This is a genomic window from Clostridium oryzae, from assembly GCF_002029235.1.
Taxonomy (GTDB): Bacteria; Bacillota; Clostridia; order Clostridiales; family Clostridiaceae; genus Clostridium_AE; species Clostridium_AE oryzae.
On record NZ_MZGV01000017.1, the window covers coordinates 24,310 to 41,962 of the forward strand.

Annotated in this window: 15 protein-coding genes; 4 read left to right on the forward strand and 11 right to left on the reverse strand. The window is 34.7% G+C overall.

All coding sequences use genetic code 11. The features are described 5' to 3' along the window. The first annotated feature begins 126 nt into the window (after nucleotides 1–126). Nucleotides 127–1,617 carry an L-arabinose isomerase gene (gene araA, locus CLORY_RS09720; RefSeq protein WP_079423730.1) on the forward strand — a complete coding sequence of 497 codons (1,491 nt, stop codon included), beginning with the start codon at nucleotides 127–129 and terminating at the stop codon, nucleotides 1,615–1,617. Between the two features lie 208 nt (nucleotides 1,618–1,825). On the opposite strand, the gene CLORY_RS09725 is transcribed toward araA, so the two are convergent. Further along, a complete protein-coding gene (locus tag CLORY_RS09725; protein WP_079423732.1) occupies nucleotides 1,826–2,128 on the reverse strand; it encodes a nucleotidyltransferase family protein in 303 nt (100 codons plus the stop codon). Beyond that, nucleotides 2,121–2,543: a nucleotidyltransferase substrate binding protein gene (locus CLORY_RS09730; protein ID WP_079423734.1), complete on the reverse strand. Its 423-nt coding sequence runs from the start codon at nucleotides 2,541–2,543 to the stop codon at nucleotides 2,121–2,123. The genes CLORY_RS09725 and CLORY_RS09730 overlap by 8 nt, the downstream gene beginning before the upstream one ends. A 247-nt stretch (nucleotides 2,544–2,790) precedes the next feature. Between CLORY_RS09730 and CLORY_RS09735 the strand changes: the two genes are divergently transcribed. After that, nucleotides 2,791–3,990, forward strand: coding sequence for an MFS transporter (locus tag CLORY_RS09735; protein WP_079423736.1), 1,200 nt, complete (start codon nucleotides 2,791–2,793; stop codon nucleotides 3,988–3,990). 91 nt (nucleotides 3,991–4,081) lie between these two features. Here the strand turns inward: CLORY_RS09735 and CLORY_RS09740 are convergent, their stop codons facing one another. Next, nucleotides 4,082–6,466: a glycoside hydrolase family 31 protein gene (locus CLORY_RS09740; RefSeq protein ID WP_079423738.1), complete on the reverse strand. Its 2,385-nt coding sequence runs from the start codon at nucleotides 6,464–6,466 to the stop codon at nucleotides 4,082–4,084. 24 nt (nucleotides 6,467–6,490) lie between these two features. Next, entirely contained in the window at nucleotides 6,491–7,510 is a 1,020-nt protein-coding gene (locus tag CLORY_RS09745) for a LacI family DNA-binding transcriptional regulator (protein ID WP_079423740.1), read from the reverse strand. A 145-nt stretch (nucleotides 7,511–7,655) separates the two neighbouring features. On the opposite strand from CLORY_RS09745, the gene CLORY_RS09750 reads away from it, so the two are divergent. Beyond that, nucleotides 7,656–8,297: a DUF975 family protein gene (locus CLORY_RS09750; protein WP_079423742.1), complete on the forward strand. Its 642-nt coding sequence runs from the start codon at nucleotides 7,656–7,658 to the stop codon at nucleotides 8,295–8,297. A 357-nt stretch (nucleotides 8,298–8,654) separates the two neighbouring features. On the opposite strand, the gene CLORY_RS09755 is transcribed toward CLORY_RS09750, so the two are convergent. Continuing rightward, a complete protein-coding gene (locus CLORY_RS09755; protein ID WP_079423744.1) occupies nucleotides 8,655–9,344 on the reverse strand; it encodes an RDD family protein in 690 nt (229 codons plus the stop codon). A 62-nt stretch (nucleotides 9,345–9,406) separates the two neighbouring features. Between CLORY_RS09755 and CLORY_RS09760 the strand changes: the two genes are divergently transcribed. After that, nucleotides 9,407–10,360 (forward strand): stage II sporulation protein M, encoded by a 954-nt coding sequence (locus CLORY_RS09760; RefSeq protein WP_169911582.1) that lies wholly within the window; start codon nucleotides 9,407–9,409, stop codon nucleotides 10,358–10,360. Here the strand turns inward: CLORY_RS09760 and CLORY_RS09765 are convergent. The 6 genes from CLORY_RS09765 to bglX all read right to left on the reverse strand — a co-directional run bounded on the left by CLORY_RS09765 (nucleotide 10,357) and on the right by bglX (nucleotide 17,507). Then, nucleotides 10,357–11,670: a DUF58 domain-containing protein gene (locus tag CLORY_RS09765; RefSeq protein ID WP_079423747.1), complete on the reverse strand. Its 1,314-nt coding sequence runs from the start codon at nucleotides 11,668–11,670 to the stop codon at nucleotides 10,357–10,359. The two genes, CLORY_RS09760 and CLORY_RS09765, sit on opposite strands and share 4 nt — an antisense overlap. A gap of 16 nt (nucleotides 11,671–11,686) precedes the next feature. After that, on the reverse strand, nucleotides 11,687–12,652 hold the full coding sequence (locus tag CLORY_RS09770; protein WP_139376011.1) for an AAA family ATPase: 966 nt from the start codon (nucleotides 12,650–12,652) through the stop codon (nucleotides 11,687–11,689). Beyond that, complete coding sequence (locus CLORY_RS09775) at nucleotides 12,625–13,626, reverse strand: DUF4350 domain-containing protein (RefSeq protein ID WP_079423748.1); 1,002 nt, start codon at nucleotides 13,624–13,626, stop codon at nucleotides 12,625–12,627. The genes CLORY_RS09770 and CLORY_RS09775 overlap by 28 nt, the downstream gene beginning before the upstream one ends. Then, entirely contained in the window at nucleotides 13,607–14,281 is a 675-nt protein-coding gene (locus CLORY_RS09780; protein ID WP_079423749.1) for a hypothetical protein, read from the reverse strand. The genes CLORY_RS09775 and CLORY_RS09780 overlap by 20 nt, the downstream gene beginning before the upstream one ends. Next, the gene (locus tag CLORY_RS09785) at nucleotides 14,268–15,236 is read right to left on the reverse strand and encodes a hypothetical protein (protein ID WP_079423750.1); all 969 of its coding nucleotides are present in this window, start codon (nucleotides 15,234–15,236) and stop codon (nucleotides 14,268–14,270) included. Before CLORY_RS09785 ends, CLORY_RS09780 begins: the two co-directional genes overlap by 14 nt. Nucleotides 15,237–15,332: 96 nt before the next feature. Further along, a complete protein-coding gene (gene bglX / locus CLORY_RS09790; protein ID WP_079423751.1) occupies nucleotides 15,333–17,507 on the reverse strand; it encodes a beta-glucosidase BglX in 2,175 nt (724 codons plus the stop codon). Between the last annotated feature and the right edge of the window lie 146 nt (nucleotides 17,508–17,653).

A 17,653-nucleotide genomic window follows, 5' to 3' on the forward strand; every position in this document is an offset into this window, starting at 1 on the left:
GCATACAAGTTGCCGAAATATGCAATACAAGTAGCCATGCTATTTCGATTATTCCTGCACAAGTTTATTGCAAACATAATTAAAAACCTTTACAATTTATTTAAATTATTGAAGGAGGACATCAAAATGTTCAAGAAAAAAGCTTATGAATTTTGGTTTGTAACAGGTAGTCAGCACCTGTACGGACAAGAAACGTTAAAACAAGTAGATGCACATTCAAAAGAAATAGCAGATGCATTGGATAAATCTTCTGATATATCTTATAAGGTGGTTTTCAAACCAGTAGTAACAACTCCAGAAGAAATAAGAAAGATTTGTATAGAAGCAACTGCAGATTCTAACTGTGCTGGTATAATCACATGGATGCATACCTTTTCTCCAGCAAAAATGTGGATATGGGGACTTTCAGAACTCAGAAAGCCTTTGCTTCATCTTCATACTCAATTTAACAGAGATATTCCATGGGATTCAATCGATATGGACTTCATGAACTTAAATCAATCTGCTCATGGCGATAGAGAATATGGTTACATTGGAGCTAGAATGAGACTTCCTAAGAAAATTGTTGTAGGCCATTGGCAGGATCCTGAAGTATCTAAAAAGATAGGAGAATGGATGAACGTTGCTGCTTCCTTCATTGAAAGCAAGAGTCTTAAAGTTGCTCGTTTCGGAGATAACATGAGAGAAGTTGCTGTAACTGAAGGAGATAAAGTAGAAGCTGAAATCAAATTCGGATGGGCAGTAAGTGCTTATGCCATAGCAGATCTTGTTACTAGAGTAGATGCTGTATCTGAAAGTGATATTAATGCACTTATTGACGAATACGAATCTCTATATGATTTTGCTGAAGATGCTAGAAAAGGTGGTTCAAAACACGAATCAGTTCGTTATCAAGCTCGTATCGAAGCCGGATTAAGAGGCTTCCTTGAGGATGGCGGTTTTGATGCTTTCACAACTAATTTTGAAGTTCTTCACGGCATGAAACAACTTCCAGGTCTTGCAGTACAGAGACTTACAGCTGATGGTTATGGCTTTGGTGCTGAAGGTGACTGGAAAACAGCTGCATTAGTAAGAACAATGAAAATAATGGCTGATAATAAGAACACAGCTCTTATGGAGGATTATACTTACAATTTTGAACCAGGCAATGAATTGATATTAGAAGCTCATATGCTGGAGGTTTGCCCTTCATTAGCTGCTACAAAACCAAAAATTGAAGTTCATCCTTTAGGCATCGGCGGAAAAGCTGATCCTGCTAGATTAACTTTCGATGGTAAAGCTGGTCATGGTCTTGCTGCTTCACTTATAGATATGGGAAACAGATTTAGACTTATTATTAACGAAGTAGATGCTGTAAAACAGGAAAGACCAATGCCAAAACTTCCTGTAGGCCGTGTGCTTTGGAGACCAGAACCTAGCCTTAAAGAGTCTGCAGAAGCTTGGATTCTTGCTGGAGGTGCTCACCATACATCCTTCAGTTTAAATGTTACTCCAACTCAGCTTTTTGACTGGGCAGAGCTCACTGGAATTGAATGTGTAATTATAAATAAAGACACTAACTTACTTAACTTCAGAAATGAACTTAAGTGGAACGAAATTTTCTGGAAACTTAAATAATAGAAGGGGTGAGTGACCTCCGTCGGCTGAAAAATGCCTCCTGCGGTCACTCACCCCTTTAACCAACTCTATGTATTTACAAAGTATTATTTTCTGTATTCCTTCTTCCAAATGTTTTTCTTGTTTATTTGAAAAATAGTATTTTCTTCAAAGTTATCTTCATATTACTTCGTATATCTTAGTTAATCTTTTGGCAGTACATAGTGTTTTATCCGCTTGTTTTAATCACTTCATATCCTTGATTGATTACCTTTTGAAATTCAGATGATATACTATTCCAATCAAGCACATCAACTCTATATGTAAGTTCCGACTCCTGGAAAGCTTCTTTAATATCATAAACAAGCTGCCAATCCAATTTCTCTTTCCCTAAAATAACTAAATCGAGATCCGAATACCTTTTTTGAGTTCCTTTATATCTTGAACCAAAAACTCTTACTTCACAGTCAGGAACATATCTTCTAAGTATCTCAAGAATAATATCTAATTCAGTTTCCGTAACATTAATCATTTCTTTGCTCCAACCTAACTACAAAATCTTTAGCATAAGGAAGAAATGAAAGAGATGCTTGAAACACTTCCTCTGCTATTTCATTATCATATATATGAGATGTACTGTTTCTTGCCCTATGAAACTCCATCCATTTATTCACATCGTCAATTAACCTATTTTCCGCACTTACCCTGAACAACTCTCTTCTAGTCACTCCATCAACAATTTCTGGACTTACATTCTCCTCAATCCATCTCTTCATAAACTTCCAACAGAGCTCATAAGTGAATTCAAAATTTTGTATAACTCCCGCTTCAATAGTTTTAATTTCATCTATGCTTGTTCTAGTATCTCCTTTTTTACTAGTTACAACGTTGATTGCCCTTTCTAAAGAAGCTAGCGCTCTTTTAATGCTGCTAATTTCCAGGCTCACTTTAATTCCTCCATTCGCATAAAACATACTATTAATTCCTAAGGACTTAATTAATCTTCTATTTACTTATTATATCACATCTATTTCTGTTCATTCCTTAACTAAACCACTTTCATCTTTACATACCATTGTATAATTGGTAAACTGAAATAAGGATAGTGACAGCGCTGCTATCCTTATTTTTATGCATTTATAATCTTCATTTATGCATATGAACAGGTTATCTACATAAACGGAGGTTTTAAACTTGAATAAATTGTACAAAAACTCAAATTTAATTATTTATCTAGTCGGAATTTTTGTATCGGGTATTGGAACAAAACTTACAACAATAGCTTTATCAGATAAAGTTTTGAAACTAACTGGCAATGATTTTAATGTAAGCTTAGTATTTATGCTGCAAAGTCTGCCTATTTTAATTCTAGGCATGGCCGCCGGAAACATTATAGATAAAAAAAATAAGAAACAGACTTTCATATTAATGAATGTAATTTTCGCTATCACTTCCTTTACTTTTTCCTTAACTAACAATAGCATAATGATTTTCGCTATTCTGCTTATTAATGGCATTATTCAAGCTTTTTATATTCCATGTGGAACTTCATTAATGCCTTTGTTGGTTAATAAGGAAAATTTAAGTGAAGCTAACGGGTTAAAGATGTCTATAAATGGGATCGTAATGATAGCCGGTTATGCATTTGCAGGCATTCTAGTAAGCTTCATCGGAAACAATATGGCATTTATCATAGATGCCATATCCTTTGTAAGCATAGCTTTAATATTCAACTTTCTGAAGATAATTAATAAAGACACTGACATCAGCAAGAACAGTACTGATAAAGAAAGCATAAAAAGAGATTTCTTAGCTGGATGGGAATTTGTTAAGAATAATTCAATAATAAGATCAATATTCTTTATTGACCTTATTGTTACTTTCATAATTTCTATGCAGTCACCACTTACTTATATCTTTGTAGAAAAATATTTAGGCGGCAGGATTCTCATGGCACAAAGAACCGGATTTTTGTTTTCCTTTGCTGGTATAGGTACAATATTGGGCGGACTGCTTTTAGTCAAATTCAAACATGAAAACAAACTACTATTACTCACAGCTTCGCTGGTATTTGACAGCATTATAGTCATCATCTTTTCATTAAACAAATATTTTCCTGCATCATTGCTGTTATACGGATGCATGGGTGTTGTTGGAGCTTTTAATGGCGGAATCCTCCAAACCGTACTTCAGGAAAAAACTCCAGAAAGTATTCTAGGTCGTGTATCAGGTTTTATAAGTTCTATAATTGAACCTGCCAGTATGTTATCACTATTGATTGGTGGTGTATGTTCCAATCTCATTGAAGTAAAATGGGTCTTTATCATAGGTTCCCTATTAGAACTTGGAACAGGGCTATTTTTCCTTACGTTTTATTTTAGAAAACAAAATTGATTCGTAGGAATTCAGCACAGCTGAATTCCCACCTTCACTTTTCTCTTTACTCTTTACTCTTTATAATTTGTCACATGCCCGGCACTTGACTTTAGAACTGCACAACTATATCTTGTTTAGCTTTCAAATCTTCAACAGAGAAACTTAATGTCTTCTTACTTTCATTGTACAAAATAATTTCTTCTCCATTTATACTAACAGGCTTTTTCAACACTCCATGAATAACTATGCCATAAACCTTTCTACCAGTGTCATAAGCACTTGTAACTGGTTTTATGCATATATTTATCTTATTATTTTCAGTTTTGACACTGAATTCAGTCATAGAGTACACCCCATCTTTATACTCATTGCTTACTCCGTCATCCTCGTATAAGCTGTATTTACCATCTAAGCCTAGGTATATGTCTAGTGTTAATTTATCCTGTTTCTTTTCACCCACATAGTTAACAACCTCAGCATTAGGGATTATTGAACCTCCCTTTACGAACATTGGAAGAACATCCATCGGAGCATCAACTAACACATATTTCCCACCTTCAATATATTCCTCTGTCCAATAATTAAACCAGCAGCCCTTTGGAAGATAAACACACTTCTTTGTAACAGAAGGTCTTGTTACAGGAGCTACAAGTATATTCTCACCATATAGAAATTCATCATTCAAATTATATACTTCCTTATCAGCCTCATATTCCAAAACTAAAGGTCGCATAATAGGAATTCCTGTTGTACTTGCCTTATAGAATTCATTATAGTTATATGGTAAAAGTTTATATCTTAGATCTATATATTTCTTGCTTATGGCTTCAACCTTCTCATTAAATGCCCATGGCTCCTGCTGAATTGTATAGATAGCTGAATGTCCCCTAAAAAATGGTGTGAATGCTCCAAGCTGAATCCATCTTGCAAAAAGCTCTCCTGTAGCATCACCCTGGAAACCTCCAACATCACCGCCTACAAAAGGCACTCCTGACATACCTATATTCATATGCATAGGTATAGCACTTTCAAGATGCTCCCACCAGCTGGTATTATCTCCAGTCCAAACTGCTGAGTATCTCTGTATTCCTGCATATGCTGATCTGGTTACTATAAATGGTCTTTCTTCTGGTTTTAGATTTTCAAACGCCTTACGTGTCCCTTTACACATACTGAAGCCGTATATATTATGATATCTTCTGAAACTTCTTGGATTTCCATTATTGTCCATCATAACATGATCTGGCACTGTCGCTAGAGTCCTATCCTGACTACTATCTACAGAAAAATCACTTGGTTCATTCATATCATTCCATATTCCGGCAATTCCCTTTCCTATAAGAGCTTTATGCTTCTCAGCCCACCATTCCTGCGTTTTCTCCTTGGTAAAATCAGGGTATGCTGCAACTCCAGGCCATACCTCACCATGATAAATATTTCCTTCTGGTTCCTTACAATAAACATCCTTTTTAAGACCGTCCATATATACATCATATTCCGCATCTTTCTTAACACCAGGATCAACTATTGTAACAACCTTGAACCCCTGCTCTCTAAGTTCTGTAAGCATACGTTCAGGATCTGGGAAGCCATTCTCATCCCAAGTGAACACCCTGTAGCCATCCATATAATCTATATCCAGATATATTACATCGCAGGGAATATTCTTTTCTCTAAAATCACCTGCCAGCTTTTTTATTGTACTTTCAGGATAATAACTCCATCTGCACTGCTGATATCCAAGTGACCACATAGGCGGCATTGTCATTCTTCCAGTTATATCACTGTACTTACTTACTACATCTTTAAGCTTTCCGCCATATATGAAATAAAAGTTTATTTCTTCATCATCAACTTCGAAGCTGTAGAAGTTGTCATTATCCTCTCTTAAATCAAACCAGGTTCTTCCTGGGTTATCCACTAATATCCCATAGCTTTCCTGTCCATCAAAATTAATTAGAAATGGTATTGATTTATATAGTGGGTCTTTTGTAGGAGTATGCAGCGGCTCATCCGTATTCCACATAACATACTTCCTTCCCTTTTTATCTAAAAAGCCCGTTTTCTCACCAAGGCCATAGAAATGGTTATTTTGATCCATGTCTATATTACATTTTATCGTATCCCTATTCCAGCAAAACCCTTCTTCCTTGCTTTTATATATAAGCCTTCCAGAACTATTTGTTACTGATATAGCACCATCTGCTTTTCTTACAGCAATCATTAGCTTATCAGTACCGATAACTATATTTTCCTCATTATCTTCTAATGTAAATTTTTCCAAGCTTTTTTCATTTATCACTGCAAAAGACGGTACATTCAGGAACTTTCCTGTCTTTGTAAATGTTACCTTAAACATATCCTCTGTTAATAACTTTATATTCATAAGTCCTTTTTCAAATTGAATTTGCGCCCCATCCTTAAGCTTTGCCTTTAAACTTGCATTTTCACTTTTGTTTTGCTTTTTCTGCTTATCACTTTCCCAAAATCCCATAATACACACTCCTTACATATATTTTTATAAATTTGTAGTTTCTCTTATAACTAGACTTGGTTCTAATATCTTTTCAGCACTGTCATTATTCTTACCATTTTGCAATTGCATTAGCAGTCTTTCGCATGCAAAGCTACTTAATTCCTGTATAGGCTGATGTATTGTTGAAAGTTTAGGTGTAAGTATATGTGAAAGTTCTATATCATCATATCCAATAACAGCTATATCTTCAGGAACTTTAATTTTATATTTCAACAGCTGTGAAACAGCACCTAGAGCCATTAAATCACTCTGCGCAAAAATAGCATCAATACTGCTAAGAAGATTTCTGTTTTCAATTATGATTCTTTCACCGGCCGAAAAGGATAAATCACCTATAAACACCTTGGCATTATGAGGTTCAATACCATTATCCTTCATAGCCTGTTTCATTCCATCTGTTCTTTGATCAAATTCACCGGAATTAAATGAAATACAGATTATGTTCTTTCTCTGCTGTTCAATAAGATGCTTTGTTGCAATGTAACCACCTTTGAAATGATCCGTGCCAAAATATTCAAACTTAATAGATGTTTTTTCTTTAGGTCTCTGATGCAAAAATAAAAACGGTAGATTACAATTTTCTAAAAGCTTCATATCATCTTGTTGAATCAAGTCATCACAAACTATAAATCCGTCTACTTTGTTACTACTAATAAGCTTCTTTATATTACTTTCCCCATTAAATTGATTTTTAGCTGTTGTAGAAATAACATCATAACCTTTGCTTTCAAATATGCTGCACACATTATTTTGTATATTCATAAAAAACATGTTGACATCGAATCCTGTAAAACCGCTGATATGTATTAATGCAATAGTCTTAGTTTTACTGGATTTAAGTCCCCTGGCATTGGCATTGAATTCAAAACCCATATCTTTTGCAATCTTTAATATTCTTTTCTTCGTCTCCTTAGCTACAAGAGGACTGTCATTTAAACTTCTTGATACAGTAGAATGGTTAACTCCTGCTATTTTAGCAATATCTTTAATAGTAACAGCCATAACTTCTCCTTTGCACACGTTTGTATTAAGGTAATTTTACAACAAAAAACTTAATTTGTAAACCATATTTTTTCCCATAATTATTGAAGAAATTTTAGATATATTGTAAAATATATTTAAATATTATTTTAATTAAGGAGTTCTTATGGAATATAATAACGTTAATGCTTATGCTAAAACTGCTTCCGAACTTAGATATGACGCACGAAACAGTCTAAGGGGATTGTGGGGGACAAGCGTATTGCTTTGCCTTGTATTTGGGCTTATCACTTCCCTTTCAGGAATACCTATTGCTGGTCAATTAATTCTTCTTTTAATCACAGGTCCTTTGAATTTAGGGCTTACAATTTGCTTTGTAAATTTAGTTAGACAAAACCCGTTTAGGCTTGAAGATTTATTTAATGGGTTTAAGAACTTTACGTCATCATTCGTATTATTTTTATTGACGACTATATTTACAACTTTATGGACGTTTCTTTTTATTATACCTGGTATAATAGCAAGATACAGATATGCTATGGCTTACTATATTTTAAACGATAATCCTGATATGAGTGCTAACGAGGCTATTAAACAAAGTTCATTAATGATGAAAGGCCACAAATGGAGACTTTTCTGCTTACATTTGAGCTTCATAGGCTGGATACTGCTATGTACTATTACGATAGTAGGTATTATAGGTTTGCTTTGGGTTATACCATACATGAAAACAGCTGAAACATGTTTCTACGAAAATCTAAAGGCAATTTACGGTGATGTTAAATCACCTGAAGAAAGTACTTTTTAATTAGAGCTGAACAGGTACATGCGCACGTTAAGAGTTGATGTGCTTAACAAATTAAAAGGCTGCAGCAAAAACGCTGCAGTCTTTTTCTTATCTTAATATTACTTTGTAAATTTTGACCAGCCTTAAGTACACGACAATTTTAAACCTGATGAATAGTGGTGTAGGTATAAATAAGGCTTTCTACTATGTTCTACATAAATGTTGTTTATATGCCTTGTCCCATTAACAACATTTTAGTAAAACATTCTGTAACACTACTCAGGATACATATCCAACAAACCTTGCAGCAAGCAACAACATTTATGTAAAACAGTACCCCAGCGGTTTTATACTCGTATGCTTCTAATGCTCAGCCGACTATATATTATCAATATAACTTTCCCACTGCTCCAGCAATCCAAGTGCCTCAAACTTATCTCTGAAATACCTGTGCAGCTTATCCCTAAGCTCGTCTGAATCCTGATAACTGTCCTTCAATACATTATACTCAGTTAATATATCCTTCTCTTCAATACTTAAATATTGTATAAAATCACTATACTGCGGATCTATACCTTCAAAATACACAGGGAGGGCTTCCTTATCATGAATTACTATCGTTGATGCCAATATGTCCCCAACCCTCTTATGCTCCTTGGAAAAAAACATTACAATTACACCAACTCCTGTCATATCAACAAACAGCCTTACAAGGTTCCTTATAGCTGAATGCTTAAAGGTTATTGGCTGCCCATTTCTTCTTATAGTTCTTAATTTAAGCAGTTTCTTACCAATTGTTCTTCCATTCATAGTAAGTTCAAGCACGATAAAATATCCATAAGTAAATACAGCAATTATAAGCATAGATATTCCAACAATCCATCCATAATAATTCTTCCAAAATGTTGGTGCAAATCTATTGATTAATAGTATAGCAATCAGTAAAGCAATATCTGCAACACCTATTATAAGCATATCTATAGACGCTGCTGCCGTCCTCGAAGGTAAATCTCCCAGCATATATTCTACTTCTATGTTTTCAGGTGTAGTAATCTTAATTTTTTTCATGCTCTCCTCCTTGTATACACAAACATATTTTTATTTGATAAAATTGTATTGAGGTGAAAAATTTGAAAGAAGAAAAATTTATTAGTTCCAACTCACATCTATGGAAAGAACTAGAGGCTTTCTCTACTAAAATAGATAAAAAGGGTATAAGCCATCTTTCTTCCGAGGAAGTTAGGCGATTCCTGCATGTTTTCAGACAATGCAGCCATCATTTAGCATACAGCAGAACTCATTACAGCGGCAGTAATACATCATTATATTTAAATTCATTATTAAGTAAATGTCACAGCCATGTTTATGCTGTAAAAAAAGTTTCGCCAGGATATCCTCTTAAATATATCGGAATTATTTTTCCAAAACTCTTAAGAAAGTTTAAATGGTATGTGCTAGCTTCCTTTGCGTTTTTTCTATTAGGTGCAATAGTAAGTTTTATATCTGTATTCTATGATACTTCCAATGCAACACTCTTCCTGCCTTCTAGTGTATTATCAGGAGCTAAGAGTAGTGGTTCACACGCTTCAAATTGGAATTATCCGCTCATGTCCAGTACAATAATGATAAACAACATCACTGTAGCTCTAAGAGCCTTTGTTTTTGGAATAACTTTAGGTCTTGGCACAATATATGTGTTGTTCTATAACGGCCTCACATTAGGTGCACTTACTGCACTTATGTATAGAAATGGCGATGTAATTAGATACTGGTCTCTGATACTTCCTCATGGCATAATCGAACTTACTGCCATATTCATATCAGGCGCTGCCGGTTTGATAATCGCTAAGTCTATACTTCTGCCTGGCATATACTCCCGAAAACATTCAATAGTTAAAGGTTCTAAGGATGCTGTATCCCTTATAGGAGGAGTTATATTTCTACTAGTCATAGCAGGTACGATTGAGGGCTTCTTTACACCACTTAATATAAGTCCTATTGTAAAACTCTTCTTTGCTGGCGTAACCTTTGTCTTGCTTGCAGTATATTTTTCACTGGCATATGTTATCAAGAATAAAAACTAAATATAGTTTTTATTCTTGATCTCTAAATATTTGTTCACTGCTGTAAATTCAACCTTTTCCGCTTCACATTCAATGCAGAATACACCTTTTCTATTTAAAAAGCTTATGATTCTCTTTCTATCCTGCAGCATTTCTAGTGCTGTTCCTTTATTAAATACTTCTTCTCCATTTTTTGCTCTCCTCGCTGCCATTTCTTCAAGTTTGTCATTCTTAATAAAAATTATTACAACAATACTGTTTTTGCTTACTGCAGGCAAAACCTTAAGCATCTCTTCAGCCTCTTCAGTAGTTTCAAAATCAGTAAGCATAAACACTATACTTCTGTGTCGCTCTTTACGTTTAAAATGATAAAATGCTTCGTCATAATTTGAAGTCTCATTAGTATAATCTATATGATAAAGCGCTTCCAGCATCTTGTTTCTATGTCCTGCGCCCTTACCAGGCATTATCATATTCTTTACACCTGTATTAAAAATCAGAAGGCCCGATTTGTCCCCACCCTGATTTACGACATCAGACATAACCAATGCTGTATTCACTGCAAGATCAAGCTTTCTGTAACCTCTTACTGTATAGCTCATACTTCTTCCCGTATCTATAAACATATATACATGCTGGTTCTTCTCAGGTTCATACTGGTTTATAATAGGCTTATTCTCTCTTGCAGTAGCCTTCCAGTTTATCTTTCTATATTCATCTCCTGGAACATACTCTCTTAAACTCTCAAAAGCAGTACCTCTTCCAAGAGTCTTAAGTGAACGCTGCCCGTTTCTAAAAGCTCTGTTATTACAAATACTAAGGCGATATTTTCTTAAGTTTTTGATATTAGGATATATCTTATACTCTCTTGAAAGATCGACTTTAAACATCTTACTGCATAAACCAAGCTTGCCTGTAAACTTTACGTATACATTTTTAAACGTAAAAGCTCCTCTTTTAGTAGGCACAAGGATATAACTCACAATTTCCTTCTGATGTGGTGCCACTTCCTTCTTAATTATCGGATTCTCCGCCTTAAAATGAAACTCTGGTACCTCATCGATAATTTGGAAATTAAGCCTTCTGCTGCTAAGATTATATATTTCAAACGAAATATTCTCCTCTTCATAGATGCTTAAAGTTTCCTCACCAGTTCTTGTAATCTGAAAATCTGTATCCTTTTCTGATATCACATAATCTATGATTAATAGTGCGCAGCATATAACGTCATAAATGATAAATATCGTAAGTGCATTATGCCAAATGAAAGATAGACCCAAAAGCAGAATTCCTATGGATAAAATATAAATAAATCTTTTTGTAATATTCAAATATACCACCTAATCCCTATCTTGGTACTTTTACTTTTGAAAGCACATCTCTAAGTACATGTTCTGGCTTTACTCCCTCGATTTCAAGCTCTGGTTTTAAAATTATTCTATGTCTTAAGGTTGGTATAGCCATCTTCTTTATGTCCTCTGGAATAACATAATCTCTGCCTTCATAAGCCGCTAAAGCCTTCGAACACTTAAGCAATGCTATAGAACCTCTTGGTGAACTTCCGATATCTATAGATTCATTCCTTCTTGTTTCCTCTATAATATTTACTATATAACCAATAAGGTCATCATCCAGTTTTATCTCCTCAACCTGCTTTCTGGCATTCAATATGTCTTCTACAGTACAGATTCTTTCAACATTACTCTTCTCCAAGTTATCACTGTCAAGTCCAGTATTATATCTCTTAAGCACTTCTCTTTCAGCAGCTTCGCTTGGATAGTCTATTATAATCTTCATCAAGAACCTATCTATTAATGCCTCAGGTAATGGATATGTTCCTTCATACTCCAGCGGGTTTTGAGTAGCAAAAACCATATACGGCTCCGAAAGCTCCAGCATCTCACCGTCTATTGAAACAGAATTTTCTGCCATAGCCTCTAATAGTCCAGCTTGTGTCTTAGGGGGAGTACGATTTATCTCATCTGCAAGAAGAAAATTGGTAAATATAGGGCCCTTCTTAAGCTCAAACTCCCTTGTCTGCATATTAAACACCTTTGTACCTGTAACATCAGCAGGCATAAGGTCCGGTGTAAACTGAATTCTCTTAAAATCAAGGGCTAAAGCTCTAGATAAAGTTTTTACCATAAGCGTCTTTGCAAGTCCTGGAACACCTTCTAAAAGTACATGTCCTCCGCTAATAAGACTTATTATTGAATATTGAATCAATTCATCCTGCTCTACTATAACCTTTTTTAACTCATTTGTTATTTTCTCACTTAATTCTCTTATGAAAGTTTTTTCACTGTTTTCCAATACGACTCTCTCCTTTTCTTCAATATCTCAGTCAATTCTTCCAATATTGAAACTATTTCTATATATTCTTTTTTCTTTACATGCTTCTGCTCTTTATCCATAAAGTCTTTTAATTTTACAGCTTTTTTAAGCTGCGGCAGATTCTTTTGCTGCCAAATATTAAGCCAATTTTGCTTATCACCTTTAACATTATCTAGGAAATTCTTATAATAATTCTGAATCATAATGTCCCAGCAATTTGCCTGCTTATATAAAGCCGCAGCAGCATATAAATATTCGTTTTGGTCTCTTTCCACTTCCTCGTAAAACGGTATAGGTTTACCAAAACGCTTACCTTTATAATAGAAAAAAGCAATAGCTACAAGCAAAAATTGATATATAATAAACCTTGCTTCCAGTGGAATAAAATCCCACAATTCTCTCGCTTGGGCCTTTGCGAAAAGATGGTTCTCATTAAAATTCAACCTGTCAGCTCTCTGGCTATCTATGACCTTTAAGAGCTCATAGGCATTTTTCTTATTCTTCACTAAGGTTCTATTCATAAAATAGTTGGAATCTGCCAAAATGATGCTTCCTTTTCCATACGTGTATGTTATTACGGATGCTTCTTTATCTGAAAATTTCCCGTATTCAGGTTTTAGAATGTTCAGCGGTGACATATAAAGCAATTTACCGCCTTTATTAACCCAAGCTTTTATCGAAGAATCGTTGATATCAAAGCTGCCGTCTGGATCTGCTACTATTTGAAACTCTGTCGTATTTTGCTGTTCTACAGGCTCCAGCACTCTATAGCAGCTATAATTTAATTTTCTAAGAGCCTCATATATCACACTATAGCCTGTTTTTGACCTATTGATAACGGAATACTGCGGTAGCTTTCCAGAAAGTTTCGTTGAAATTAAAAATGCCAGATATAAAAATACAGGTATGAGTACGATAAATGCTATTATATCTTTATTTTTTCTTGCTTTCACTATGTACCACCCCATTCCATACCAGCGTAAGCTCTTTTATCCATTTGTTATACATCTGCTCACTAGAATTTCTATGTCCGTACCAACAGTTATTGAATATATTAATAAGTTTCTTAAAGCTATCCAATCCGTTAAAACCTGTTGTTTTAAGATACTCATATATCTCCTCATTAGTATTTGTCTCATCTAGATAGACAACATTTCTTTCATGCATTAAAAGCAAAAGCGCAATAAACTCAAATCTAACGGCTGATCTATAATCCTTAGCCTTCAAAAATTCCTCAGCCTTCTTTCTGAGAGTTACAGGCGTGGTCCTTTCATCTATTTTCTCTCCCAGTATTTCTGTTATTCTGCCTTTTCTCTCAAATGTTTTGCTTATCTTCACTACTATTACAATAAGCACCGCAGCAATAGTAACTATAGCTATAATTATGAATATAGTAGACAAGTTATCAGCTATTTTAGGGGCATTGACTGCACCTTTTATTACCCCTTTTATAATTTTAATTAGAAATTTTATAATAGCTTGTTTTACATTATCTATAAAATCAGCAATACCATTTCTCAGATTGACATAATCTACTCTATTTATTATTGAATTTATTGTATCTTCAAATTGTCTACTAGAAGGATTTAGTGATTTATAAATTACCACCTGTCTCCTCCTCTCCTTGTAAGGCTCGTATTTTGTCTAGCTTCAAAATCAAATTATAACCCTCCTTCTTAAATCTTTGGTTATAATACATAACAGTTATCATTATTGTGAACATGGGAGATATCACCATATCTGATATAATGCTGATAGGCCATCTCAAATACGTGATCGCAACAGTAAAAAACGTAACAAAATCCTGCTTAATACTCAGAAAATTCATCACAGCATAGGCTGCTCCCGTAATAATGCCAATCAATGCCCCAATAGCCATATTTAGTGTGTACATTACTATTAAGAACAGTATAACTGACCCAAATATCCTCCAAAAGTTTCCCTTTATCAGCTTTAAACTTTTGCCTATACATTTAAAAATTCCTGCATTCTCAATAACCATGCTTTGAAATGAAAATGCGAATACTGAAATGAAAGCTACTACGAAAAATACGAATAATAATATTAATATTATAGCTGCTATTATTATCATAATCGCCGTAATTGAATACCAATTATTAGTTATAGCAGCTGTCTTTACTACTCGGTAAATAATATAGCATGCTGCTCCGAACACTGCTATTACCGGCAATGAAAGTATTAGTTCTACGATGATTAAACCAGCAGCTGGAAATAACTTTTTAAATGATATCTTAATTGCATCTCCTGCATATACATTTTCACCATTAAAATCCTGTTCAGTTATCTTGATTATACCAATGTTAGACACAAGCGAAACTATGATTGCAAAGATAACAAAAACTGCAGCTATTGCTCCAACAAAAATTACACTAGATGATTTTACTGCAAATACAAGAGCAATACCACAGATTATACCTACCACAACAAAAGCTACTATCATAAATATGTACCATGCTAGACTATAAATAAAAAAGCTCTTAAAATATTTCTTTAGCACTGCCAGCGATCTATCCATAACTTCAGAAAGATTCATAATGTTCATACGTCTAAAAACTCCTTTTTAACTAAAAAATATGACTGATATCTTTATTATAATATAAAGCTACCAGTCATATCCATAAATAATGCGAATTAATAGTTATATAAGTTTAAATTCCAAAGTCATTAATTCTTTTGAGTTAGGTCCTACCATAACATTGAATTTACCTTTTTCCGATTTAAGTTCCATTTTGCTGTTATAAAATCTTAACATATCTTCCCTTATTTCAAAGGAAACCTGTCTTTCTTCTCCGGCTTTTAGATATATCTTTTTATATCCTTTTAGTTCCTTCACAGGCCTAACAACACTTCCAGAAATATCTCTTATATAAAGCTGAACTATTTCCTCACCGTCCACACTACCAGTATTCTTAATCATCACACTAGCAGCTATAGAACTATCCTCTGTTAAAGTATCATCGCTTATCATAAAGTTTTCATACTTAAACGTCGTATAGCTAAGACCATACCCAAAAGGAAGTAGCGGTGCATTAGGTATATCTGAATAGTGAGACACATATCTTTCTGTATTGCTATCATCAATTTTAGGTCTCCCTGTGTTAAACTCATTATAATATACTGGTACCTGACCAACAGTGTAAGGGAAGCTCATACTAAGTCTGCCTGTTGGATTCTTGTCTCCAAAGAGTATATCCGCTGCTGCATTTCCTCCCTCTGTTCCAGGAAACCATGCTTCCAATACTGCAGGTGCCTTACCATAAAGCTCAGTTATTTCAATTGGTCTGCCATTAAACAACACTATTGCTGTAGGCTTATTTAATTTTAATATTTCATCTGCAAGCTGCTCCTGTTTTCCTGACAGCTTAATGAAGGCCCTTGATGCACCTTCTCCAGACATATCTGCAGCTTCTCCAAGAGCCAGTACAATAACATCTGCAGTTTTAGCAAGTTCAACTGCCTGGACAATTTTATCATCATCACTATCTATAATATCGCAGCCCTTAGCAGCTACTACCTTCTCACTACCTATTTTATTTATTATTCCTTGTTTTAACGAAACTGCATCCTCAGCTTTGCCCTGCCAGGACCACCAACCTAAAATTGATTGTTCATCAGCATAAGGTCCTATCACTGCAACCTTACCAGTCTCTTTACTAAATGGCAGAATACTTCCATCATTTTTTAAAAGTACCATTGAAGCAGCTGCAGCTTTTCTTGCTATATTTCTATGCTCCTCACACAAATTTAAGCTTGCTTCCCTATCCTTACTTAAACCTTTATAAGGATCAGCAAATAATCCAAGCTCTTCTTTTAACTTAAGGATTCTAAACACTGCCTGATCAATAAGTTCTATACTTATTTTTCCTTCTTCTATAAGTTTCTCAAGCCATTGTGGATAACAGCCTGTCATCATTTCTATATCCACTCCAGCTTTCATAGCCTTCTCAGCTGCTTCCCTTTCATCTTCAGCTACTCCATGTGGTATAAGTTCTTTTATAGCAGCCCAGTCTGATATTACAACCCCATCGTATGACCACTCATTTCTTAAAACTTCCCTCATAAGCCACTCGTTTCCTGAGGATGGCACACTGTTCACAGTATTAAAAGATGTCATAAGCATCTTGCAACCTTCTTCTATAGCGGCTTTATAGGCTGGAAGATAATATTCCCTTAACATTCTCTCTGATATGTCTACAGTGTTATATTCTCTTCCGCCTTCTGGAGCACCATAAGCAGCAAAATGCTTAACACAAGCTGCAATGTTACCATCTTTCGACAAGTCATCTCCCTGATATCCTCTTACGGCAGCCTTCGCAAATATGCTATTCAGATATGGATCTTCACCAGTAGATTCCATTACTCTTCCCCATCTTGCATCCCTAACCAGATCTACCATTGGTGAAAAGGTAACGTGTACTCCACCCGCTGAAGCCTCTCTAGCTGCTACTCTTGAAGTTTCTTCTACAATTTCTTCATCCCACGAACACCCCAAAGCTAAGGGTATAGGAAAAATTGTTCTATACCCATGTATTACATCTGCCATGAAAAGTAGTGGTATCTTATGTTTACTATTTTCAAGGTAGTTTTTCTGTATTTCCATAACTTCTTCTGCTCCGCCTATACCAAGAATGGAACCGCAATTCTTAATGTCTTCACTATCAATACCCAGATCTCCCATAGGTCCTGTAATCTCTCCTACAGCTTTTTCCTGAAGAAACATAGGTGTTAATTGAAGTAACTGTCCTATCTTTTCTTTTAACGTTATATTACTCAAAAGCTCTTTAACATCTACTTTTTTGCCTTGGTTTGTCATATTAATTTTCTCCTTTATATGTAAGTTTTTATTGATTTACAGAGCATATAAGTTTGAACATCTACAGCAAATAATTTTCATTTTACAAATTCAAAATTGTATAATTCCACTTTACCATGAAAACATACACATATGCAATGTAATAA